Below are 21,725 nucleotides of genomic sequence, written 5' to 3'. Positions count from 1 at the left end.
GTCAGCCGTCATGACCGTTTTCATTCATATGCGGGCCAGGCTTGGAAAGCTAAAGAGAGGAGGATGAAAATTGACTGTCATTCTCATCGGTGCGCTACTCATCGTCGCTGGCATTGTCTACATGGCAGGCGCGGCACTCTCATACGGCCGGCTCAGCAATTTGGCACCGCTCGGCACTCCAGCCGACCGGTCGGCCTCAAGGCTGGCAACGCCTGGCCCAACTCTCGAGCCGCGACGGCGTGGGTTCGGGTTTCTCGGCTTCTCGCGCAACTGGCCAGGCCTGCTAATGATTGCGGTCGGCATCGTTCTAATGTTGTCGAGCGCAGTGCCCTAGGCGCGGGTGCTAGGCGGCGCGACGGTCGGGCTAGCCGGTGCTGCAGCTTCGTCGCTCTGCATGCTGCCTCAACGCCAGAAGCGCCTGGTGTTGACAAAGTTGTCGTGGGCTTCCGCGGCGTCCTTGAGAAGCTTGGATTTCTCCTCGGCGCTGAAGAGATCCTTCGCACCGGCCACGTTCGAAAGCTCCAGCGCCGCCAGCAAATCGGGGGCGGTGGCGATATCGTTGAGGCTGCCGAGCTGATCCTGCAGGCTCTTCATCGCCTCGATGAATCGTCGATGGCGTTTGACTTCCGCCTTGCTGTTGTAAAGCGGTTCAAAGAACTCCGCCGCGTAGCGCAGTTTCTTTGCGGCAATGCGGACTTTGTGGCGGGTCTCGTCATCGGCATCAATGAGGTTGTCGCCGCCCTTCGCCACCTTCTTCCAAAATTTATCAAATACACTCGAGGCGAAATCGCTTAACGACTGCTCGTCCGATTGGGTTCGCCAGTCTCTGATGGAGATCCACTCGATGGCATCGATCATCAACGAGCGAGCGCGCACCGAGGAGAGCGATGCTTCGACCGCCACATAGGCGTCGTCGCGCGCATCTTGAAGACGGCTTGAAAGAGCCTCGCTCGAAGCGCGCTCGATCATCACGTCAATATTGCGCGCATCGCCAAGTTCCGAGGTAAGCCATTTAAATTCTTCTCGCAGGTGGTCGAAACGGCTGTCGTCGAACAGGGACTTGCAGATCGAAAACAGAGATCGCAGCCGTCGCAGCGACACACGAGCCTGGTGCAGGGCCTCTGCGTCGCGGGACCAGCCCAGCGCCGTTTCATTCAGACGAAACTGTCTGAGACAGGCTGCGGCGATACGCGCGAAAGCCGTTGCCGCGCTCATCTCGGACGAGAGCGGGGTCGCCGCCGATTTCACGGCACCCGGCGCCGAGTCAAGCAGACGATAACCCCGTTCTGCTTTGCTCAGCACCCCGAGATGCGCCGGCGTGATCAGGTCGACTTTCCGGGCGAGCGCAAACAGCGCCTTCGGCGAGCCTACCTTCTTTTCCAACTCGATCTCGCAGACCGGCGCCTCGCGATCGGCTGCAACGACCTTGCCAAGATCCAAGGCGACTTCGACCGTGGCGCCGCTGTCCGTCACATTCCAACGATGCCGTTTGACATGAACCTCGAACAAGGGCGCCAGCCTTGGGCCAGCCTCTGCAAGCAGGCCTCGGATCTGCGGATCGTCAAGCACCGGAATATCGTCGGCGACCGGCCGCTCCCATTCCTCGCGTGCGAACGATCCGGCCGCGGCGTCATTGCTGGCTTTGACGGTTTGTATCCGTTCATTTCCCGATTTGCGAATGCGAAGCGACAGGCCGCGCTTGGACAGGTCCCGTCCCGGGGTGTCGAAATAGATCGATCTTTGCTGGAGAATGGTGGGCGAGGCTCCGAACGGATTTTTCTTGAGGAGCGATCCCGCACCCGACCGCGAAAGCTCGAGCTTCAGTTCCGTTTCCTGCATAGTGTCCTCGGCGCAGCGTCGCTTCGCATTGTGCGTCATAAACCTGTCACAAACAACTGGACCAGCTGCGTCCGGATCTCAAGCCGGCCGAGGTCGAGGACATCCTGCGCCGCCGCCAGGCGCTCAAGGTGGAGAACGGCATCATTGGCCGCGAGGCAGCGATCGGCATCGAAGTGGCCTGGGCAAGTCATTTCTTATCCACGGCGAGCGTCGCCAGCGATCTGCCAGGCGTCAGTCGCGCGATATGGAGCGCCCCGCGAGAAGCGGCGCGTACGCGGCGACGCTGCGGGACACGAACTCAGTGAAGAGCCGCACGCGCTTCGTCTTGCGTGTCTCCCCCTGTGTGAGAAGCCAGAGGGTCCCATGCATGGGCAGGTCGATCCCCGGCACCCTTACCAGCAGGGGGTCGGCATCTCCGACGAAGCACGGCAGTTTCGTCATCCCGATCCCTTGCCGCACCGCGATGATCTGCGTCTCGGCGTCCGGGGTTCTGAACGGAACTCCCGTGGTGTGAACTTCTCCCTCGCGCGCCCAGTCCGGAATTCCACGATTGTCTATGGCTATCCACCGAATGGGATCAGGCGTGCCCGCACGCCACGCGGCTAGCCGATCGCGAGACATGTAGACGCCGCTGAACAGCTCCGGTCCCTTCAGGCCGTGAAGATTGAGCGGCAGGGTCTTGCGGTCGGCGACGATCCGGATCGCGACGTCGGCCTCTCGGTTCGTCAGATTCGCCACCTCGCCGGTCGTCAAGATTTCCATCTCGATGTCCGGATGCATACGCGCGAAGTCGGCGAGATCAGGCATGAGCAGGTGTGTGGCTAGGAACGGTGGAAGCGTCACCCGCAAAAGCCCGCGCGCGCTCTGGTCGCGACCGAAGACGCGCGTCTCCAGCAAATGCGACGACGCTTCCATCTGGATCGCGAGATCGAGGACCTCCTCGCCCGCAGCCGTCAGGCGGTAGCCCGAAGGCAGCTTTTCGAACATATGCGCCCCGAGGCGTTTCTCGAGCTGAGCGATGCGTCGCAGGACGGTTGCGTGGTTCACATCAAGGCGCTTGGCGGCGGCCCGAACCGAGCCTCCGCGCGCGACGGCAAGAAAGTAGCGAACGTCATCCCAGTCGAACATGGTGCAATCCGGCACCGAGCGGTGCGCTTTCCAAATCCCGTATCTAGCACATCGATGGAGAAAATGGCGATCGTCCCGCTGACATCTGTCGCCCAGCCGGATCGATTTCGCACCACCGATGTGCGCGCTTGCGTACTGAATGCCTCAGGCCGGCGGACCCATCTTAAGCGTCTCGCGGGGCCCCACTCGGGCGACCAGAGGCTTGAGACGGCGAAACAAGGAGACTGCACGACATGACCAGATTGAATGAAAAAACCGCCGTCATCACAGGTGGCGCCACCGGCATCGGCCGCGCCGCGGCACAGCGATTTGTCGAGGAGGGCGCCTTCGTCTTCATCTTCGGCCGCCGACAGGAAGCGCTCGACGCCGCAGTGGCGGAACTCGGGCCCAGCGCCCGCGCGGTGAAAGGCTCGGTCTCATCTGAGACCGACCTCGACCGACTCTACGCTGCGGTGAAGGCCGAGCGCGGAAGCCTCGACATCGTCTTCGCCAACGCCGGGGCGGGAAGCCCGCTTCCGCTCGGCCAGATCACCGCCGAGCACATTGACGAAACCTTCGACACCAATGTGAAGGGCTCGATCTTCACGGTCCAGAAGGCGTTGCCGCTAATGGGCCCGGGCGGTTCGATCATCCTGACCGGGTCGAGCGCCGGCACTACGGGCGCCCCGGGATTCACTGCCTACAGCGCGAGCAAGGCGGCAGTGCGCAATCTCGCGCGGACCTGGGCGGAGGACCTGAAGGGCACCGGCATCCGCGTAAACGTGCTGTCGCCGGGGGCGACGGCGACCGAGCTCGCGAAGGAAGCGCTGGGCGAGGAAGGCCAGAAGGCCTACGGCGCGATGACTCCGCTCCAGCGCATGGCCGATCCGGCGGAAATTGGGGCGGTGGCCGCCTTTCTCGCGTCGCCTGACAGCAGCTTCATGACCGCCAGCGAGGTCGCCGTCGACGGCGGCCTTGCCCAACTCTGACGCCGCGCGGTCCCGCGCCTGGCCCACACAACGAAGGATAGAAGATCATGAAAAAGCTACAAGGTAAGGTCGCTGTCATCACCGGCGGAAGCAGCGGGATCGGGTTGGCGACAGCCAAGCGCTTTGTTGAAGAAGGCGCGCACGTGGTGATCACCGGGCGACGAGAGACAGAGCTGAAGGAGGCCGCAGCCTTCATCGAGAGAAACGTTACGACGGCCGCGGGCGACGTGTCGCGTTTGGAGGATCTGGACCGGGTCTATGGCGTCGTGAAAGAGAAACACGGCCACATCGACATTCTCTTCGCGAACGCAGGCGCGGGGACAATCGCACCGCTCGCGGCAGCGACTGAGGCCCATTTTGACCAGACCTTCGATGTGAACGTGAAGGGGCTGTTTTTCACGGTGCAGAAGGCGCTTCCTCTATTCAGAGACGGCGGTTCGATCATCCTGACCTCTTCGGTCTCCAACGTGTTGGGGCTGCCAGGGTTCAGCACCTACGCTGCGAGTAAGGCGGCGGTGCGAAACTTCGCGCGCGCTTGGACACTGGAGCTGAAAGATCGCAAAATTCGCGTGAATTCAATGAGTCCCGGACCAACCGAGACCCCGGCGTTGGAGACAACGACGGGCCTTACCCCCGAGCAAGCCGAGCAAGCGGCCGCCCAGTTTGCTTCACAGATACCAATGGGTCGCAGGGGCAAGCCAGAGGAAATTGCGGCTGCCGTCACGTTCCTTGCTTCTGACGAAAGCTCTTACATCACCGGCGTGGATTTCGCCGTCGATGGAGGCATGGCCCAGGTCTGACCCCGGCATCACACAAGATCAGAGAGACATCATGAGCTACGCAATTATCGGCTTCGGAAATATCGGCCGCGCCCTCGCCAAGGCATTTGCCCGCGAGGGCATCGAGGTATACGTCGCAACCACGCGCGACCCGGAAAGCTTTGCAGCCGACGCGGCCGCGATCGGACCGACGATCATTCCCAAAACCCTGGCGGAAGCCGTCAAGGCGGACATCATCTTTTTGGCTGTCCGTTTCGAGTCGCACCCGGGGGTCGCGAACGCGCTGTCCACATGGCAGGGCAAGACCATCGTCGATGTGACCAACGCCTATGGCGTGCCCCCTGAGGACCTGGGAGGACAGCCTTCTTCCAGGTTCGTCGCGCAAGCCTTCTCTGGTGGACGACTGGTCAAGGGCTTCAACCATTTGGTCGCCGCCGTCCTTGACCAGGACCCGGCCGTGCATGGTGGCAGGAGAGTCGTGTTCCTGGCGAGCGACGATGACGCTGCGGCGGCGGAGATTGGTGCGCTCGCGGAAAATCTCGGTTTCTCGCCGATCAAACTTGGCCGGCTGTCGGAAGGTGGGCTGCTAGTCCAGGCGCGCGGACGTAGCTGGGGTCATCTGATCTTTCAGGACCTTGTCAAGTTCGACTGATGAACACGACGTGCCAACCGGCCGGGCCACGATGCACGGATCGGATCGAGCGCGATGCGATCCGTGCGAAATGGAGGAATTCCCATGAGCATCGAGAACATCCAGACCGTGAAGAACTTCTTCGCCGCGATCGGCCGCGGCGACAGGAAGGCTCTGCTGGCGCTGGTCGCAGAAGACATCGAGTGGATCATTCCGGGCGAGGACTGGCCCTTGGCCGGAACGCGGCACGGACACGCCGGGCTGGCTGATTTGGTTGAGACGGCATCCAAGTCGATAGAAACGTCCACGGAGCCCCGGGAGTTCGTGGCGCAAGGAGACCGGGTCCTCGTCGTCGGCTTCGCGAGGGGAAAGATCAAAGCTACGAACAAGATGTTCGAGGACGACTGGGTCTTCGCCGTCACGGTCCGGGACGGCAGACTGACCAACATCCGGGAATACGTCGACACGCAAGCGCTGGCCCGGGCCTCGCAGATGGACGCGTCCGGCTCTGCGTAGCGCTGGCTCTCTGCGGCCATCGGCTCGGAGTGGACGGTGGATCAGCCGGTGCATTGCCCCCTCGCACGCCCGCCCTCTCGTCGAATACCTGGCCGTAAGGTCGTGACAGAAGTGCGAAACGCCGGGCTGCTCGATGCAGCCTTTGCAATTATTTCGTATAACAGCTCTCATCAACCGTTCGGTCCACTCGGTGAGCGGCCTCTTCCAATTGACTTACGTGTTCTGAGAGATCGCTTTTCAGAGGTCGAGATCGATGACGCACGTCGCCGGGCGCGCGCACTTTTACAAGACGCTTATCAAGCCGGCGAGGATGCACTCGCCCATAGATTTGGTCGTCCGGAGATCGTTGACCAACTCCGCCAACGTCATCCCGGATTTTCCGACAAATGCTACGAGGATACCATTCGTCAAGGATGCTTTCTGGCCCGCTGAAAGGGAGGGATTGGGTGACGGTGAACCTCGGTGTGCCGGTCACAGTCAACGCCGACACCGTGAGGCTGGTGACCGCCTACGTACCTCCGAAGAGAAAGATGCCGTTGGTCGACAAGTCCACATGAGAACAAACCGGGGATTCACAGATTCGCGGTTTCGATCTATGTTGGTCGGCATGGAACACGCGTTTGATGACATCGCCGCTGCCCTCAGAGGGGCCCAGGCAAGCGTTTGGCCTCGGTTCCGCGCCTTTGCCCTCGATCTTGCGGAAAAGCTCTTCCTGGGCGTCGCTATCGGCATTGGCTTTGCTATCGTACACGCCTTCGTCGGCTAGGTCGCCATGCGGGAATTGCCGGCACTTCCGGTCTACACCCCAGACGATTATTCCCTTATCCGGCAGCTTCCTGGTGCCGGGGATATGCCCCCGACCTGGGAAGAGTGGCACAGGAATTTCGATGCGACGAACATGGAGAGCTTGGAGGGACTCACCTACGCTCCTGTCCGCATTGAGCCCGACTTGTTTAAGGTATGGCTGGACTCCAATTCGCAGGTCGCATCGGAACACTGCAGACAAATCTATGCCCAAGAGCTGCTCGATGCGCGCAAGGCAAAATATGAAAGTCGCAGAGAGGACGAGCGTGCCCGGCGCTTAATCGCGAGAATGGCGAACGAACCACTACCGGCCGATCCGTTGACGCGGCAACTGACGAAAATAGGTGCGCTGTCCATCGTGATGGCGGCTGCAATTGGGGTCTTGATCACCTTATGCGCGAGTGGAAGCTAAAATGCCCGAAGGGCAAGCTCGACCTGGTGTTCCCGAATGGCGAGGGCAACATCGAGTTTCACGCCAACATCGTGACGCGCGGCCTTCACCCGCCACAGATCGCCGCCGGCCTCACGGTTCCCGCGCTCGATAGAAACGGGAAGCCGAAGGTCGACAAGGATGGCAATCCGGTCATGGCAGCGAAATACACCGGCCTGCACGCGCTGCGCCACTTCTATGCAAGCTGGTTGATCAACCCGAAGGAGGCCGGCGGGCAGGGCAAGGACATTAAGACGGTGCAGGCGCGCATGGGGCATTCCAGCATCGTCACGACCGCCGACACCTACGGCCATCTGTTCCCTGGCACCAATGACCAGGAGGAACTGGCAGCGGCGGAAAAGTCCCTGCTTGGCGCTTGACGCGACATGGCGGCTTCGTCGGCGTGTCTGGATTGGCCTAAGTCGTTGATTTTGCTTGGCTGGGGAACCTGGATTCGAACCAGGACTAACGGAGTCAGAGTCCGTGGGTCTACCGTTAACCTATTCCCCAGCAGGCGTGGTCATGAACCGCGCGGGCCGAGCGGCTGAGCCGCTTGAGCGCTGCCTTGTAGCCGCCAGCGGAAAATAGTCAAGCCTGCTTTGCGGTTCAATCCCGGGTAAAATGCACAAGTGTGCGCCGCCCCTCACCGCCTGCCGGAACCTCTCCCGTGAACCGGGGGAGAAGCCCGCTGGCCGCGCCTCAGCTCTCTGTCCGGCTGAATTGCGAGCGTTCGAAGAACAGCACCACGCCGAGGCCCAGAATCAGCGGGATGATCAGGTAGAACAGCCGAAACACCAGGAGTGCGGCCAGCACACCCACCGGGTCCATGTCTGACAGGCCTGCGAGGAACACCACCTCGAACACGCCAAGCCCGCCTGGCGCGTGCGAGAGTTGGGCGACCGAGAAGGAGACGAGGAATACGCCGAGCACGACGAAATAGCCGGGATTGTGGGCTTCGGGCAGGGCAAAGAAGATGATCGCGGCGGCGGCGAGCAATTCGATCGGGCCTATAAGCAACTGCCTGGCGACGATCGGCAGCGCCGGATAGTGCAGCTGGAAGCTGGCGATCTTCAGCGGGCGCAGATGCAGCCAGCTGCCGAATATATAGGCGGCGACGATCAGCAGCATCGCGATGCCGGCCGCTTCCGACAGGCCATGATGGGCAATGCCGGAAAACCGATCAAGAATCTGCGGCTCGAACACCAGCACCAGGCCGGCCGTCAGGATGGTCGACAGCACGAAGGTGATCCAGCAGATTGCCACCAGCACGCCGACATCCTGTCCGGTCAGCCCTCTGGTACCATAGGCGCGGTAGCGGATGACGGCGCCGGAGAACACCGAACCGCCGATATTGTGCGAAAGCGCATAGGTGGTGAAGGAGCACAACGTCACGAACAGCCACGACACTCTCTTGCCGATATGCAGGAGCGCGATGTGGTCGTAGCCGGCGAGCGAGGCATAGGCGATGACGGAACTGAGCGCCGCCAGCACCCAGCCGCGGGTTGGAATGGCGGCCAGCCCGTCCCAGACATCGTCGATCGAGATGCCGCGCAGTTCGTGCCAGAGCAGCAGCAGCGAGAAGATCACCGCGGCACCGCCGACGACCGGCCAGAAATAGCGTCTCCAGTTCATTGCCTGACCGCCATGCGTTGCGTGTCCGCTTCCTTTTCTCTTGAAGATGGGAGGCCGGTTGCCCTGCTTCTTCCGTTCATTTCAGAAATGCCTCATTGAAGCCGGCTATTCAACCGCGAACGCTTACCGTGCCGGCCGCTTGCAATATCCGCCCGCACCGAGGGCGGTGCAAAGGGGTCAGCACGCGGTGAGGCGTCGGCTCTTCCGGGAGATCGTCTCCGACAGTCTCATGCTATCAATCCAGCCTTGCGGCTACATTACGCGCGAAGGTGGCTTGGGAGCCCAGCCGGCAAAATTCGGCGCATGGCTCTTGGTGATCGGGCGCACCGCTGTTAGTCTGGCGGCAACTTGAAACATGCCAAAGCGCCTGCAGCGTCCGTCATCGGTTCGCGCGGCGCCGGAAGGAACGACAGTGGAAGACCGCGACACCGGCGCAGGCGCGCCGGAGGTGGGCGCGTCCAGCGCTTCTCCAGGGCCATCTGGCTCGGGGACAGCCGGTTGGCAGCAACGCCGCCCGACGGAGCTTCGCTCCGCCGACGGGCCGGCGGGCGACGCGACACGCAACCAGAAGGGCAAGCCCAAGAAGCGGCGCAAGCGAAGGCGCGGGCGCAAGGTTTTTGCGCGCGACGAAGCGCGCGCCCAGGACAATCGATCGCCGATGCCAGGCAAGGCCGCTGTCTCGGCCATGGAACCGAAGCAGGCGGCTCCGGTCATCTCACTCGTCGCTCCAACGCCGCGTCCGGAGCAGAGCACCCGCCGGCCGCCGGTGCACGAGCTTCCCGTCTTCGCGGCCCTCGACCTCGGCACCAACAATTGCCGGCTGCTGGTCGCCGTTCCCACACGGCATGGCCAGTTCCGCGTCATCGATGCCTTCTCGCGCATCGTCAGGCTGGGCGAAGGGCTCACCGCCAATGGCCGGCTCAGCCAGCCGGCGATGGACCGCGCCGTCGAGGCGCTGAAGATATGCGGCGACAAATTGCGCAGCCGCAAGATCAGGAAGGCAAGGCTGATCGCCACGGAAGCCTGCCGCTCGGCGGCAAACGGCGTCGAGTTCCTGGAACGCGTCGAGCGCGAGGCCGGCGTGAAGCTCGAGATCATCGACCGCCAGACCGAGGCGCGGCTGGCGGTGTCCGGCTGCGGCTCGCTGGTCGAGCGCGACACGCAGGGCGTCGTCCTGTTCGATATCGGCGGCGGCTCTTCGGAAATCGCGCTGATCGATCTCACCGGTCGCCGGTCGCCGCGCCTCGCCAACCATATCGTCTCTTGGACGTCGCTGCCGGTCGGCGTCGTCTCGCTGGCCGAACGTTTCGGCGGCCGCACGGTGACACGCGAAATCTTCACGGCCATGGTCGATGACGTTGCCGGCCGGTTGGCGGCCTTCGATGGTCGCGACCGGCTGAGCCACCTCAAGACCAGCCCGAACTTCCATCTGCTGGGCACGTCCGGCACGGTGACGACGCTCGCCGGCGTCCACCTCGATCTTGAGCGTTACGATCGGCGCCGGGTCGACGGGCTGTGGATGGACCGCGACAGCGTCGACCGCATGGTGGAGAGACTGGTCGGCTGGGATTTCCAGCAGCGTGTGGCCAATCCCTGCATTGGCGCCGATCGCGCCGATCTGGTGCTGGCCGGCTGCGCCATACTGGAGGCGATCCGCGCGGTTTGGCCGTCGGAGCGGCTGCGTGTCGCCGATCGTGGCCTGCGCGAGGGCATATTGAGCGAACTGATGGCCGATGACGGCGTCTGGCGCAATGATGGGCGTGGCAGAGCATGATCACGCTCGGACAAGAAATCAAGCGATGACCAAGAAACCGGAAAAGCCAGGGACGGCCGGCATTCGCGTGCTGAAGACGCGTATCAAGAAGAAGAGCGGCCTGAAGGAGTCCTCGCGCCGCTGGCTGCAGCGCCACATCAACGACCCCTATGTGCAGAGGTCGAAGGCTGACGGCTATCGCTCGCGCGCGGCCTACAAGCTGATCGAGATCGACGACAAGCATCATCTCCTGAAGCCTGGCATGAAGGTGATCGACCTGGGTGCTGCCCCCGGCGGCTGGTGCCAGGTGGCGGCCGCGCGCACGAAATCGACGGCGGAAAATCCACATGTCGTCGGCATCGATTATCTGGAAATGGATGCCGTGCCTGGAGCGCCGGTGCTTTTGATGGATTTCCTCGATGCGGATGCGCCGCGCAAGCTGGCCGAGGCGCTGGGTGGCGATCCCGATGTCGTGCTGTCCGACATGGCGGCTCCGACCACCGGCCATAAGCGGACCGACCACATCCGCACCATGCATCTGTGCGAGGTGGCGGCCGATTTCGCGCTGTCCGTGCTGAAGCCCGGCGGACATTTCCTCGCCAAGACTTTTCAGGGCGGCGCAGAAAACGAGCTGCTGTCAATGCTCAAGAAGAATTTCCGCTCCGTCCACCACGTCAAACCGCCGGCTTCGCGCGATGAGTCGGTCGAACTCTATTTGCTGGCGAAGGATTTTAAGGGGCGCTCCCTTCCGTCTCCCCTTGTGGGAGAAGGTGGCGCCGAAGGCGACGGATGAGGGGTGTTCCAAGGAACATCAACGTCTCACTCCGCTGGAACACCCTCAACCATCTCGGCGCTGCGCGCCGATCCACCTTCTCCCGCAAGCAAGGGGAGAAGGAAAGGGCTGCCTCACTCCCCCGGCGACCTTGCCGGTTCCAGCGTTTTGGGTGTCGTTAGCCGCCCATGGCCCGACACGGCGTTGCCGGCGTCAGGCGCCAGCCGCATGAACGATAGTGATGCGGCGGCCGAAATCGCGGCGACGATGAAGAAGGCGGTATGGAAATCCGTCAGCGTCAGCGGTCCGCCATGGACGCTCGTCGACACTTCCAATATGCCGCCGGCCATCGCCACGCCAAGCGCGATCGACAGTTGCTGGAATACGGCGGTGATCGGCGTCGCCTTGCTGGTGTCCTCGGCCGAAACCTCGGCGTAGGACAGCGCGTTGACGCCGGTGAAGAACATCGAGCGGATGAAGCCGCCGACCAGAAGCACGGACAGCATCAGCAGGTAGGGCGTGTCGGGCGTGAACAGGCCGTTGATGGCGATCGATCCGGCGGCGACCAGCGAGCCCACGATCAAAACGCGGCGGAAGCCGACGACGCGGAAGATCAGAGCGGTGACGAATTTCATGCCGATGGCCCCGATCGCCGAGACGAAAGTGATCATGCCGGACTGGAACGGCGTCAGCCCGAAGCCGATCTGGAACATCAGCGGCAAAAGAAACGGCACCGCCCCGATGCCGATGCGGAACAGCGAGCCGCCGAATACGGAGGAACGGAACACCTGGTTGCGGAACAGTTCGAGCGCCAGCAGCGGATTTTTGGCGCGGCGCGCATGCATCAGGTAAAGCGCGCCCGACACCAGCCCGACCGCCACGGTGATGAAGCCGGTCGCCGGCGGCAAATAGGGCAGGCTGACCACCGACAGGCCGAACACGATCCCGGAAGCCGCCAGCCCGCTCAGCACGAAGCCGATGAAGTCGAGCGGCGGCGTCTCCATGGATTCGGTCTTGGGCAGGAAGCGCGTGGCCAGCCAGATGCCGATCAGGCCGATCGGCACGTTGATCAGGAAGATCCAGTGCCACGTGAAGTAGGTGGTGATGAAGCCGCCGATCGGCGGGCCCACCAGCGGGCCGACCAGCGCGGGAATGGTCAGCCACGACATGGCCGCGACCAGCTCGCTCTTGGGCGTGGCCCGCACCAGCACCAGGCGCCCGACTGGCGTCATCATGGCGCCGCCAATGCCTTGCAGGAAGCGCGACACAACGAAGGCCGGCAGCGAACCTGAGAACGCGCAGGCGACCGAACCGGCGATGAAGACCGCGATTGCGGCGCGGAAGATATTCTTGGCGCCGAAGCGGTCGGCCATCCAGCCGCTGATCGGAATGAAGATCGCCAGCGACACCAGATAGGCGGTCAGCGCCAGCTTGAGCGCGATAGGGCTGGTATGGATATCGATGGCGATCGCCGGCAGCGACGTCGCGATCACGGTCGAATCCATGTTTTCCATGAAAAGTGCGACCGCCAGGATGAGCGGAATGGTGCGATTCACGAGCGTGCCCGTTTCAAATTCTCTTTCCGGCCGGGGGCGAGCCGATATGCCGATATAAGGGGGCGGTTATCACGGCTGGACACCGATGTCGTGTTAATTTGCTGTCACTTTTGTGCGACCGAGGGGATGCGGACTTTCGCTTTGGCATGCCCCATCAGTCCTTTCGCAGCGCCGCGCCATGCATTGCTTGATGCTGTGGCGGGGAAGTCTGGCGACTAGAACGCGGAACGCCGCAACGATCGGCTTTTCATCGGCGCCGCGACGTGTTACCAGCCAGCGCCAATCCTGAAAGGGAAGATGAGAGTCGGCGCTGTCCATTCCGGTCCAGCGCTTTTTCCGCATTCAAAGGGCTGGCCATGGCAAAGATCATCGAAACGTCCACCGGCGCGCTGGCGCTGACCTTTGACGACGTGCTGTTGCAGCCCGGCCATTCCGAGGTCATGCCCGGCCAGACCGACATCCGCACCCGCATCGCCGGCGACATCGACCTCAATGTACCGATCCTGTCGGCGGCGATGGACACCGTCACCGAGGCGCGCCTGGCCATCGCCATGGCCCAGGCCGGCGGCATCGGCGTCATCCACCGCAATTTTTCGCCGGCGGAGCAGGCCGAACAGGTGCGGCAGGTCAAGAAATTCGAGTCCGGCATGGTGGTCAACCCGGTCACCATCGGCCCCGACGCCACGCTCGCCGATGCGCTGTCGCTGATGCGCACCTACTCGATCTCCGGCATTCCGGTGGTTGAGAATGGCGGCACTGGCGGCCACAAGACCGGGCGCCTGGTCGGCATCCTGACCAATCGCGACGTGCGCTTTGCCTCCGATCCGGCGCAGAAGGTCTACGAATTGATGACGCGTGAGAATCTGATCACGGTCAAGGAGAATGTCGACCAGGACGAAGCCAAGCGGCTTCTGCACCAGCACCGGATCGAGAAACTCGTCGTGGTCGACAAGTCAGGAAATTGCGTCGGCCTGATCACCGTCAAGGATATCGAGAAGTCGCAGCTCAACCCGCATGCCAGCAAGGACGCGCAGGGGCGCCTGCGCGCGGCGGCCGCCACCAGCGTCGGCGACGACGGCTTCGAGCGCGCCGAGCGGCTCATCGAAGCCGGAGTAGACCTTCTGGTGATCGATACCGCGCATGGCCACTCGCAGCGCGTGCTGGATGCGGTCACGCGTGCCAAGAAACTCTCCAACTCGGTTCGCATCCTGGCCGGCAATGTCGCCACCGCCGAAGGCACGCAGGCGCTGATCGATGCTGGCGCCGACGCCGTCAAGGTCGGCATCGGCCCGGGCTCGATCTGCACCACACGCATCGTTGCCGGTGTCGGCGTGCCGCAGCTTTCGGCCATCATGTCGGCGGTCGAGACGGCGCACAAATCGGGTGCCTCGGTTATTGCCGACGGCGGCATCAAATATTCCGGTGATCTCGCTAAGGCGCTCGCGGCCGGCGCCAGCGCCGCCATGATCGGCTCGCTGCTGGCCGGAACCGACGAAAGCCCAGGCGAGGTCTATCTGCACCAAGGCCGCTCCTTCAAGGCCTATCGCGGCATGGGTTCTGTCGGCGCAATGGCGCGCGGCTCCGCCGACCGCTACTTCCAGGCCGAGGTGCGCGATACGCTGAAACTGGTGCCGGAAGGCATTGAAGGGCAGGTTCCCTACAAAGGACCTGTGTCTGGCGTGCTGCACCAGCTTGCAGGCGGCCTGAAAGCCGCTATGGGTTATGTAGGCGGTCGCGATCTTGCCGATTTCCGCGAACGCGCCACTTTTGTGCGCATATCCAACGCCGGACTTCGTGAAAGCCACGCCCATGACGTCACGATTACCCGCGAAAGCCCGAACTATCCCGGCGGAGCCTGATTCCGACGGTTTCGGGCGAAGCCTGACGGAGGCGGTCCTGCGACTGTCACGTCACGCTGCCGCGCTTTGTTTCCTGTCGGCGGCGGTTTTCATCGTCATGACGGTGCTGGAGTTCTTCTATTTCCGCCAATTGAGCGGCGGCCTGCCTTCGCTCGACATGCGTTATTTCGGTTTTACGCCCGACGAAGGCATGGCCTGGCTGACCACGCTCGGCCGGCGCGGTGGCGAGATCATTCTGGTCTGGCACTATCTGACCTTCGACCTCTTGTTCCCGGCATTGCTGTCGCTGACGCTGGTCAGCCTGATCCTGGCGACCGGTCGTCGCCTGAAGAATTTCCGCGTACTGTCGGGGCAGGTGCAGTCGATTTTCGCGCTGGTCCTTGTGCTGCCCTACACGATCGCCGACTATGCCCAGAACGTCGCTGTGGCGCGGCTTTTGTCTGACTTCCTGTACGCCAACCCGGATTCGCTGGCCTTCGCCTCGGCGCTGATCGTCACTAAATTCGCGCTTCTCGCCGTCCCGGTTATCGCGATTGCCGTTTTCTGGGTGGCGGGCCAGACACGCCAGGATTGATGACGCCAGAATCGATGCCGAACAGGGCAGGGGCCACTTCATGAACCAGACGGCGATCTTCTGGCCGATGCTTGCGCACGTGCTGCTGATTTATATCGTTTACGCAGTCCTCGGCCGGCGCAGATATTTTGCCGTCAGGTCGGGCGAAGCCAAGGCCGGCCAATACAAGGCGCGCTCGACCGAACCTGTCTCCAGCGTCACCGTTGCCAGCAATCTCATCAACCAATTCGAATTGCCGGTGCTGTTCTATGTGCTGTGCCTGGCGCTGCACCTGACCAATGGCGTCAACTATCTTACGCTGGCGCTGATGTGGATTTTTGTCCTGACACGCTATGTCCACGCCTGGATCCACCTGACCAGCAACAGTCTGCGCCTGCGCAACCGGTCTTTCGTCCTCGGGGCGGTGGTTCTTTTGCTGGGGTGGATCTGGTTCGCCCTGCACCTGCTGCAAGTGGTTTGAGCCGCGCCGGCAGGCGCCTACAGATCGAACACCGCGATCTTGCGCTTGTCGAACTTGATGCCGATCTCGCCGCGCACAAGCTGCAGCGCCTGTTCCCCGAATACAGCCCGTCGCCACCCCTGCAGGGCCGGCACGTCGGCGGCGTCCCCCTCGGCCGCGATGCGGTCGATATCGTCGCTGGAGGCCAGCACTTTCGAGGCCACGCCCTGTTTTTCGGCGACGATCCTGAGCAGCACTTTCAACAGTTCCGCCGCAGCGCTTGAGCCCTCCGGCGGCTGAAAATTCTTCGGCAGTTTCGGCATCTGCTCCTTGGGCAAGGCCAGCGCCGTATTGACGGCTCCAAGCAGGGCTGTCGCCGTCGACGAACGCTCCCAGCCCTTGGGCGTCGTGCGCAGCTTGGCAAGGGCGACCGCATCGCGCGGCGCCTGCTGCGCCACCTCGTAGATCGCATCGTCCTTGAGCACGCGGCCGCGCGGCACGTCGCGTTCCCTGGCCTCGCGCTCGCGCCATGCGGCGACGGCCTGCACGATCGCCAGTTCCTGCGGTTTGCGCAGCCGCATCTTCAGCCGCTTCCAGGCATCTTCGGGGTGCGGATCGTAGGTCTCGCGCGAGGTCAGGACATCCATTTCCTCATTCAGCCAGTGAGCGCGGTTTTCCCGCGCCAGCTCGGCGCTCAGGTGTTGATAGACCTCGATCAGATGGGTGACGTCGGCGAGCGCGTAATCCAGCTGCTTGTCGGAAAGCGGCCGGTGGCGCCAGTCGGTGAAACGCGACGACTTGTCGAGTCGCGCCCCGGTAATGCGCTGCACGAGCTGGTCGTAGGAAACGCTGTCGCCGAAGCCGCAGACCATTGCCGCGACCTGCGTATCGAACACCGGATGCGGAACCAGATCGCCGAGATGGACGATGATCTCGATGTCTTGCCGGGCGGCATGGAAGACTTTGACCACCGCCTCGTTGGCCATCAGCCTGAAGAACGGGGTGAGGTTTATGTCGGGCGAAAGCGGATCGATCAGCGCCGTCACGCCGGGGGCCGCCATCTGGATCAGGCACAGGATTGGCCAGAAGGTCGTTTCGCGAATGAATTCGGTGTCGACGGTGACGAATTTCGACTTTTCGAAAGCGGCGAGAACGGTCTCGAGTTCTTTCTGGGTGGTGATGACGTGCATCAAATCGCTTTTGGCAGGAGTAGGGTCTCCTAGATTTCAGCCGGGAAGGCTTTCGTCAAGCCGTGGTGCACGCGTTACGGCCCCTCTGCGTTGTCTGGATCGCCGTTTCTTCTGGCCAGCCGGGCGAAAACGGTCGATGTGCGCAACAGCGCGGTGAAGCGGCTGCGTTTGCCCGCCGGGACGCCGGACCGGGCCTGCATGCGGTAGAGGATGACGGCCATGAAGATTGCATAGACGATGGCGCTGAACACGAAAAGCGCGCTTGGCCCGAAATACTGCATGGCCGTGGAGGCGGCGAAAGGGCCGCCGATGGCGCCGAAGGAATAGAACAGCATCAGCGCCGCGTTGATCAGTACGAACTCGCCCTTGCCGGCACGGTCATTGGAATGCGCCGCCGACAGCGAATAGAGCGGCATGGCGAAACAGCCGAAGATGAAGATGATGATGAAGTTGAGCAGCGGATTGCTGCCGGCGATGAACACCAGCGCCAGCGCTGAAAACATCGCGCAGCAGGTCGTCATCAACAGGACCCGGCGCCTGTCCCAGCGGTCGGAGAGGTAGCCGAGCGGATACTGGATGACGGCGCCGCCAAAGATACCGACACTGACGAAGGTGACGACATCGGCGACCGACATGCCGATCTGCTCGGCATAAACCGGCGACAAGGTGCGAAAGGCGCTGTTGGTGACGCCGACTGCAATGCAGCCGAAGCAACCCAATGGCGAAATGCGCCAGACGCGCGCCAGATCAAGCTTGACCTCCTCCGGCGGCGTCGGGTTGGAGCGGTCGCCGAGCGAGACCGGCACCAGCGACAGCGTGATCATGATCGACATAATGGCGAAGATGGTGAAGCCGCCGGCACCGAAGAGGGGAATCAGGAACTGGGCTGATGTCACCGATCCGGTATCGACCATCCGGTAGATCGCCAGCACACGGGCGCGGTCCCTGTTGGTGACGCCGGAATTGAGCCAGCTTTCGACGATCGTGAACAACCCGGCGAAGCAGAAGCCGCCGGCGAAGCGCACCGCGCACCACATCACCGGATCCAGCACCAGCACCATGAGCAAGGTGCCAGCCGAGGCGATCGCCGCCAGCGCCGAGAACGCCCTACCGCTTTCATGATGCGCGTGATGGCAAGGCAACCGAGCAAAAAGCCGGCGAAATAGAATGTACCCATCAGCCCGATGTCCGCGGCCGAAAACCCCTCCTGCGCACCGCGCAGCGCGATCAGCGTGCTTTGCAGGCCATGGCCGCCGAGCAGGATGCCTGCGGCGACAAGGAGTGGGATCAGCGGGCGGATGGAGGACATGAAGAAGGCGATCACGTAGCGGTGATCTCTTAATGGACCATCGCCTACGCCAATGCCAGCGGCAATTCCGGGCGACGTTGGGCCAGCGGTATCCGCTTGCCTTGACAAATCCGGCCTCGCATGCGCTTTTCGCGCAAATTTTTGGGCCGGGCTGCGATGCCTTGGCCCACAACTCAGCACCCCGGACTTTACCAATGACCATGCACCGTTACCGCAGCCATACCTGTGCCCAATTGAGAAAGAGCGATGTGGGCAATTCCGTTCGCCTGTCGGGCTGGGTGCATCGCGTGCGCGACCATGGCGGCCTGCTGTTCATCGATTTGCGCGACCACTACGGCCTGACCCAGATCGTCGCCGATCCCGATTCGCCTGCCTTCAAGGTCGCCGAGACCTTGCGCGGCGAATGGGTCATCCGCGTCGATGGCGAGGTCAAGGCACGCTTGCCCGAGACCGTCAACGCCAACCTGCCGACCGGCGAGATCGAGATTTTCGCCCGCGAGATCGAAGTGCTTTCTGCCGCCAAGGAACTGCCGCTGCCGGTGTTCGGCGAGCCGGATTATCCCGAGGACATCAGGCTTAAGTACCGTTTCCTCGATCTGCGGCGGGAGACGCTGCACAGGAACATCGTGGCGAGGACCAAGATCATCGCCGAGATGCGCAAGCGCATGACCGATGTCGGCTTCACCGAGTTCTCGACGCCGATTCTCACCGCCTCGTCGCCGGAAGGCGCGCGCGACTTCCTGGTGCCGTCGCGCATCCATCCCGGCACGTTCTATGCGCTGCCGCAGGCGCCGCAGCAGTACAAGCAGTTGATCATGGTGTCGGGCTTCGACCGCTATTTCCAGATCGCGCCCTGCTTCCGCGACGAGGACCCGCGCGCCGATCGCCTGCCCGGTGAATTCTACCAGCTCGATCTCGAAATGAGCTTCGTCGAGCAGGATGACGTGCTGTCGACCATGGAGCCGGTGATGCGGAGCGTCTTCGAGGCCTTCGCCAACGGCAAGCCGGTGACGCAGAAATTCCAGCGCATTCCCTATGATGTCGCCATGCGCAAATACGGTTCCGACAAGCCGGACCTGCGCAACCCGATCGAGATGCAGGCCGTCTCCGAGCACTTCCGCAATTCCGGTTTCAAGGTGTTCGCCAACATTCTCGCCAACGACCCCAAGGCCGAGGTGTGGGGCATTCCGGCAAAGACCGGCGGCAGCCGCGCCTTCTGCGACCGCATGAACTCCTGGGCGCAAGGCGAGGGCCAGCCGGGGCTGGGTTACATCTTCTGGCGCAAGGAGGGCGAAAAGCTCGAAGGCGCCGGCCCGCTCGCCAAGAACATCGGCGAGGAGCGCACCGAGGCGATCCGGCAGCAACTCGGCCTTGCCGATGGCGATGCCGCCTTCTTCGTCGCCGGCGATCCGAAGAAGTTCGTTTCCTTTGCCGGAGCGGCACGCACCCGCGCCGGCGAGGAGTTGAACCTCGTCGATCGCGAGCGCTTCGAATTGTGCTGGATCGTCGATTTCCCGTTCTTCGAATGGAACGAGGACGAGAAGAAGATCGACTTCGCCCACAATCCGTTTTCGATGCCGCAGGGTGGCATCGATGCGCTGAACGGCGAGGATCTGCTCGGCATCAAGGCTTTCCAGTACGACATGGTTTGCAATGGCTTTGAGATTGCTAGCGGTGGCATCCGCAACCATCTGCCCGAAACCATGGTCAAGGCGTTCGAGACCGTCGGGCTCGACCGTGCCACGGTGGAAGAGCGCTTCGGCGGCCTTTACCGCGCCTTCCAGTACGGCGCGCCTCCGCATGGCGGCATGGCCGCCGGCGTCGACCGCGTCGTCATGCTGCTGGTTGGCGCCAAGAACCTGCGCGAGATCACCATGTTCCCGATGAACCAGCAGGCCTATGACCTGTTGATGAACGCGCCCTCGGAGGCCACGCCGCAGCAGCTTCGCGAACTGGCTCTGCGTGTCGCGGCGGTGAAGAAGGACTGACGGCAGCGTTGCAACTGCCCTTTCTCCTCGTCACTACACGGGGAGAAATGTCCGGCAGGACAATAAGGGGCAGCGCGGATGCTGGCGATTTGCGAGCGGTCGTAGCAGCTGAGGCCTTCTGACAGGCAATCGTTTCAGACTGGAATTCATATCCGCAAGCGTCGGCGCTGCCCTCATCCGCCTGCCGGCACCTTCTCCCCGTATAGTGATGGGGAGAAGGCAGCCAATTCGATCAGTCTTCGTTGGCCTTGACGGCCACGCCGAGCGTCTTCGGCAGGTCGAGAGGGTTGGACATCGCGCCCGCCATGATCAGCGCGAACGGCACCGATGCCGGCGGTTCGGCCGAGATTTCGAGGCTCTTGGGGTCGTCGAGATATTTGCTGACGGCTGCCGTAACCTGCGCCGTCAGTTCCGGATTGTTGAGCTGCGCCATGCCGAACGGCACGATCGCCTTGGCCTGGTTGGCGACGTCCTTGGCCGACATGCCTTGCTGCTTGCCGACATAGTCCAGCACCTTGCCGGTCAGCGAATCGTCGTCGAAACGGATCGAGGCGCTGTTGAACGAAAGCTGCTGCAAGAGGCCGAGCATGGCCATGCCTTGCGCGGAATTGTCGGCGCCTTGGGGCTGTGCCGCCATCTTCTTCTGCATCTCCTGCAGTGACTTGATGAAGTCCAGTGTGTAGCCGCCGAGGTTGAAGGTCATGCCGAGCGTGCCGGCATTCTCAACGGAGATGTCGTATTTCGACAGTTCCATCTTGCCGTCGGTTGGCTGCCAGGTGCCAGCCATCTCGAAATTGCCCGAGATGTTCTGGTAGCCAAGCGCGTCGATCACTTCTTTCGACTTGGGGTCATCGACCAGCGTCAGATCCGCGTGGAACTTTTCCGTGGTGCCGGTGAATTCCATCGCCTTGCCGTCGGCCGGCGGTGTGATCTGGATGGCGAGCCCGTCCATCGAGAAGGCGGTCTTGTCGGCGACCTTGACCGTCATGTTCGAAAGTTCTGCGGACTTGTACATCATCAGCGAGCCGAGCGGGCCGGTCGCGCCGTCGGCGGGAACCGCCATGTCATGGATGACGAAGGGGCTTAGATTGAGGGTGACGCCGTCCTTGCTGTGTTCGAACGCCGATGTCGAAACGGTGGCGATGTCAAAGCCACCGTTCGCCGCGGTAATGCCTTCGAGTTTGACGTCACCGATGGTGAGGGGTTCCTTTTCCGCCGCCGGCTTTACCGACACGCCCTGCAACACCATGCTGGTGTTGTCGCCGGTCACGCCGGTCCAGGAGATGTCGACGCCCTGGGCCGAAAGCGCCGCCTTCAGCCGATCGGCGACCGCCGTGTCCTGGGCAAGGGCCGCATTCAACGGCAGTGTGAGCAAGAAGGTCGAAAGAGCGAATTTCCGGAGAGTTGAGCGTTTGATTGTCATCGCAAAGTTCCCTGAGAGTGTCCTGAAATTGTTTTTCACTTCTTCGCCATCACCATTCCGTGACGAACTGGACGGGAAAAAGGCGTGTCCCGGCACAATGGTCAAAAATCGCAGCGAAAGGCAAACCGATCCGAA

19 protein-coding genes, 1 tRNA gene and 1 pseudogene are annotated in these 21,725 nt (G+C 62.5%); 13 read left to right on the top strand and 8 right to left on the bottom strand.

From position 1 onward, the window contains the following. Window positions 1-402: 402 nt before the first annotated feature. Window positions 403-1,878 (bottom strand): inorganic triphosphatase, encoded by a 1,476-nt coding sequence (locus tag FJ930_RS06830; RefSeq protein ID WP_348642714.1) that lies wholly within the window; start codon window positions 1,876-1,878, stop codon window positions 403-405. Between the two features lie 192 nt (window positions 1,879-2,070). Then, window positions 2,071-2,967, bottom strand: a complete 897-nt coding sequence (locus FJ930_RS06825) for a LysR family transcriptional regulator (RefSeq protein ID WP_141836226.1) — start codon at window positions 2,965-2,967, stop codon at window positions 2,071-2,073. 233 nt (window positions 2,968-3,200) lie between these two features. Between FJ930_RS06825 and FJ930_RS06820 the strand changes: the two genes are divergently transcribed. The 7 genes from FJ930_RS06820 (at window position 3,201) to FJ930_RS06795 (ending at window position 7,475) form a co-directional block, all read left to right on the top strand. Beyond that, on the top strand, window positions 3,201-3,935 hold the full coding sequence (locus FJ930_RS06820) for an SDR family oxidoreductase (RefSeq protein ID WP_141836223.1): 735 nt from the start codon (window positions 3,201-3,203) through the stop codon (window positions 3,933-3,935). A gap of 47 nt (window positions 3,936-3,982) precedes the next feature. Then, on the top strand, window positions 3,983-4,735 hold the full coding sequence (locus FJ930_RS06815; protein ID WP_141836220.1) for a glucose 1-dehydrogenase: 753 nt from the start codon (window positions 3,983-3,985) through the stop codon (window positions 4,733-4,735). A gap of 31 nt (window positions 4,736-4,766) precedes the next feature. After that, window positions 4,767-5,366, top strand: coding sequence for an NADPH-dependent F420 reductase (locus FJ930_RS06810; protein WP_141836217.1), 600 nt, complete (start codon window positions 4,767-4,769; stop codon window positions 5,364-5,366). A gap of 84 nt (window positions 5,367-5,450) precedes the next feature. After that, on the top strand, window positions 5,451-5,861 hold the full coding sequence (locus FJ930_RS06805; RefSeq protein WP_141836213.1) for a nuclear transport factor 2 family protein: 411 nt from the start codon (window positions 5,451-5,453) through the stop codon (window positions 5,859-5,861). A gap of 102 nt (window positions 5,862-5,963) precedes the next feature. Beyond that, a complete protein-coding gene (locus tag FJ930_RS29990; protein ID WP_181763294.1) occupies window positions 5,964-6,293 on the top strand; it encodes a hypothetical protein in 330 nt (109 codons plus the stop codon). A gap of 340 nt (window positions 6,294-6,633) precedes the next feature. Continuing rightward, the gene (locus tag FJ930_RS06800; RefSeq protein ID WP_141836210.1) at window positions 6,634-7,077 is read left to right on the top strand and encodes a hypothetical protein; all 444 of its coding nucleotides are present in this window, start codon (window positions 6,634-6,636) and stop codon (window positions 7,075-7,077) included. Further along, a complete protein-coding gene (locus FJ930_RS06795) occupies window positions 7,059-7,475 on the top strand; it encodes a tyrosine-type recombinase/integrase (protein ID WP_141836207.1) in 417 nt (138 codons plus the stop codon). Before FJ930_RS06800 ends, FJ930_RS06795 begins: the two co-directional genes overlap by 19 nt. Before the next feature lie 56 nt (window positions 7,476-7,531). Here the strand turns inward: FJ930_RS06795 and FJ930_RS06790 are convergent. Both FJ930_RS06790 and FJ930_RS06785 read right to left on the bottom strand, forming a co-directional pair. After that, a tRNA-Gln gene (locus FJ930_RS06790) sits at window positions 7,532-7,605 on the bottom strand. 189 nt (window positions 7,606-7,794) lie between these two features. After that, window positions 7,795-8,727, bottom strand: a complete 933-nt coding sequence (locus FJ930_RS06785; protein WP_141836203.1) for a lysylphosphatidylglycerol synthase domain-containing protein — start codon at window positions 8,725-8,727, stop codon at window positions 7,795-7,797. Window positions 8,728-9,139: 412 nt separating this feature from the next. On the opposite strand from FJ930_RS06785, the gene FJ930_RS06780 reads away from it, so the two are divergent. Beyond that, a complete protein-coding gene (locus FJ930_RS06780) occupies window positions 9,140-10,501 on the top strand; it encodes a Ppx/GppA phosphatase family protein (protein WP_141836513.1) in 1,362 nt (453 codons plus the stop codon). A 25-nt stretch (window positions 10,502-10,526) separates the two neighbouring features. Continuing rightward, a complete protein-coding gene (locus FJ930_RS06775; RefSeq protein WP_141836200.1) occupies window positions 10,527-11,273 on the top strand; it encodes an RlmE family RNA methyltransferase in 747 nt (248 codons plus the stop codon). 113 nt (window positions 11,274-11,386) lie between these two features. Here FJ930_RS06775 and FJ930_RS06770 read toward each other — a convergent pair whose 3' ends face one another. Then, window positions 11,387-12,808, bottom strand: a complete 1,422-nt coding sequence (locus FJ930_RS06770; protein ID WP_141836197.1) for an MFS transporter — start codon at window positions 12,806-12,808, stop codon at window positions 11,387-11,389. Between the two features lie 356 nt (window positions 12,809-13,164). On the opposite strand from FJ930_RS06770, the gene guaB reads away from it, so the two are divergent. The 3 genes from guaB to FJ930_RS06755 are packed head-to-tail and all read left to right on the top strand — an operon-like array spanning window position 13,165 to window position 15,701. Further along, window positions 13,165-14,667 (top strand): IMP dehydrogenase, encoded by a 1,503-nt coding sequence (guaB, locus tag FJ930_RS06765; protein ID WP_140738467.1) that lies wholly within the window; start codon window positions 13,165-13,167, stop codon window positions 14,665-14,667. Continuing rightward, window positions 14,618-15,241, top strand: a complete 624-nt coding sequence (locus FJ930_RS06760) for a hypothetical protein (RefSeq protein ID WP_141836194.1) — start codon at window positions 14,618-14,620, stop codon at window positions 15,239-15,241. The genes guaB and FJ930_RS06760 overlap by 50 nt, the downstream gene beginning before the upstream one ends. Window positions 15,242-15,281: 40 nt before the next feature. Continuing rightward, window positions 15,282-15,701: an MAPEG family protein gene (locus tag FJ930_RS06755; protein ID WP_141836191.1), complete on the top strand. Its 420-nt coding sequence runs from the start codon at window positions 15,282-15,284 to the stop codon at window positions 15,699-15,701. Window positions 15,702-15,718: 17 nt separating this feature from the next. Here FJ930_RS06755 and rnd read toward each other — a convergent pair whose 3' ends face one another. After that, window positions 15,719-16,870, bottom strand: coding sequence for a ribonuclease D (gene rnd / locus FJ930_RS06750; RefSeq protein ID WP_141836188.1), 1,152 nt, complete (start codon window positions 16,868-16,870; stop codon window positions 15,719-15,721). Between the two features lie 74 nt (window positions 16,871-16,944). Beyond that, window positions 16,945-18,179, bottom strand: a pseudogene (locus FJ930_RS06745) (MFS transporter). A 200-nt stretch (window positions 18,180-18,379) separates the two neighbouring features. Between FJ930_RS06745 and aspS the strand changes: the two are divergent. After that, window positions 18,380-20,167 (top strand): aspartate--tRNA ligase, encoded by a 1,788-nt coding sequence (gene aspS, locus FJ930_RS06740; RefSeq protein WP_181763310.1) that lies wholly within the window; start codon window positions 18,380-18,382, stop codon window positions 20,165-20,167. A gap of 232 nt (window positions 20,168-20,399) precedes the next feature. Here the strand turns inward: aspS and FJ930_RS06735 are convergent, their stop codons facing one another. Next, window positions 20,400-21,590, bottom strand: coding sequence for a hypothetical protein (locus FJ930_RS06735; protein WP_140738482.1), 1,191 nt, complete (start codon window positions 21,588-21,590; stop codon window positions 20,400-20,402). Between the last annotated feature and the right edge of the window lie 135 nt (window positions 21,591-21,725).

It is taken from the genome of Mesorhizobium sp. B2-4-15 (assembly GCF_006658505.1).
Lineage (GTDB): Bacteria > Pseudomonadota > Alphaproteobacteria > Rhizobiales > Rhizobiaceae > Mesorhizobium.
The sequence above is the reverse complement of the archived record's forward strand: the minus strand, read 5'-3'. Positions and strand labels throughout refer to the sequence as shown.

Bases quoted from the DNA above. Each gene is read 5' to 3' on its own strand.
- FJ930_RS06735 (WP_140738482.1), bottom strand. From the start codon at position 21,590: ATGACAATCAAACGCTCAACTCTCCGGAAATTCGCTCTTTCGACCTTC.
- rnd (WP_141836188.1), bottom strand. From the start codon at position 16,870: ATGCACGTCATCACCACCCAGAAAGAACTCGAGACCGTTCTCGCCGCT.
- FJ930_RS06815 (WP_141836220.1), top strand. From the start codon at position 3,983: ATGAAAAAGCTACAAGGTAAGGTCGCTGTCATCACCGGCGGAAGCAGC.
- FJ930_RS06755 (WP_141836191.1), top strand. From the start codon at position 15,282: ATGAACCAGACGGCGATCTTCTGGCCGATGCTTGCGCACGTGCTGCTG.
- FJ930_RS06785 (WP_141836203.1), bottom strand. From the start codon at position 8,727: ATGAACTGGAGACGCTATTTCTGGCCGGTCGTCGGCGGTGCCGCGGTG.
- FJ930_RS06805 (WP_141836213.1), top strand. From the start codon at position 5,451: ATGAGCATCGAGAACATCCAGACCGTGAAGAACTTCTTCGCCGCGATC.
- FJ930_RS06825 (WP_141836226.1), bottom strand. From the start codon at position 2,967: ATGTTCGACTGGGATGACGTTCGCTACTTTCTTGCCGTCGCGCGCGGA.
- FJ930_RS06775 (WP_141836200.1), top strand. From the start codon at position 10,527: ATGACCAAGAAACCGGAAAAGCCAGGGACGGCCGGCATTCGCGTGCTG.
- aspS (WP_181763310.1), top strand. From the start codon at position 18,380: ATGCACCGTTACCGCAGCCATACCTGTGCCCAATTGAGAAAGAGCGAT.
- FJ930_RS06800 (WP_141836210.1), top strand. From the start codon at position 6,634: ATGCGGGAATTGCCGGCACTTCCGGTCTACACCCCAGACGATTATTCC.
- FJ930_RS06830 (WP_348642714.1), bottom strand. From the start codon at position 1,878: ATGACGCACAATGCGAAGCGACGCTGCGCCGAGGACACTATGCAGGAA.
- FJ930_RS06795 (WP_141836207.1), top strand. From the start codon at position 7,059: ATGCGCGAGTGGAAGCTAAAATGCCCGAAGGGCAAGCTCGACCTGGTG.
- FJ930_RS06820 (WP_141836223.1), top strand. From the start codon at position 3,201: ATGACCAGATTGAATGAAAAAACCGCCGTCATCACAGGTGGCGCCACC.
- FJ930_RS06810 (WP_141836217.1), top strand. From the start codon at position 4,767: ATGAGCTACGCAATTATCGGCTTCGGAAATATCGGCCGCGCCCTCGCC.
- FJ930_RS06760 (WP_141836194.1), top strand. From the start codon at position 14,618: ATGACGTCACGATTACCCGCGAAAGCCCGAACTATCCCGGCGGAGCCT.
- guaB (WP_140738467.1), top strand. From the start codon at position 13,165: ATGGCAAAGATCATCGAAACGTCCACCGGCGCGCTGGCGCTGACCTTT.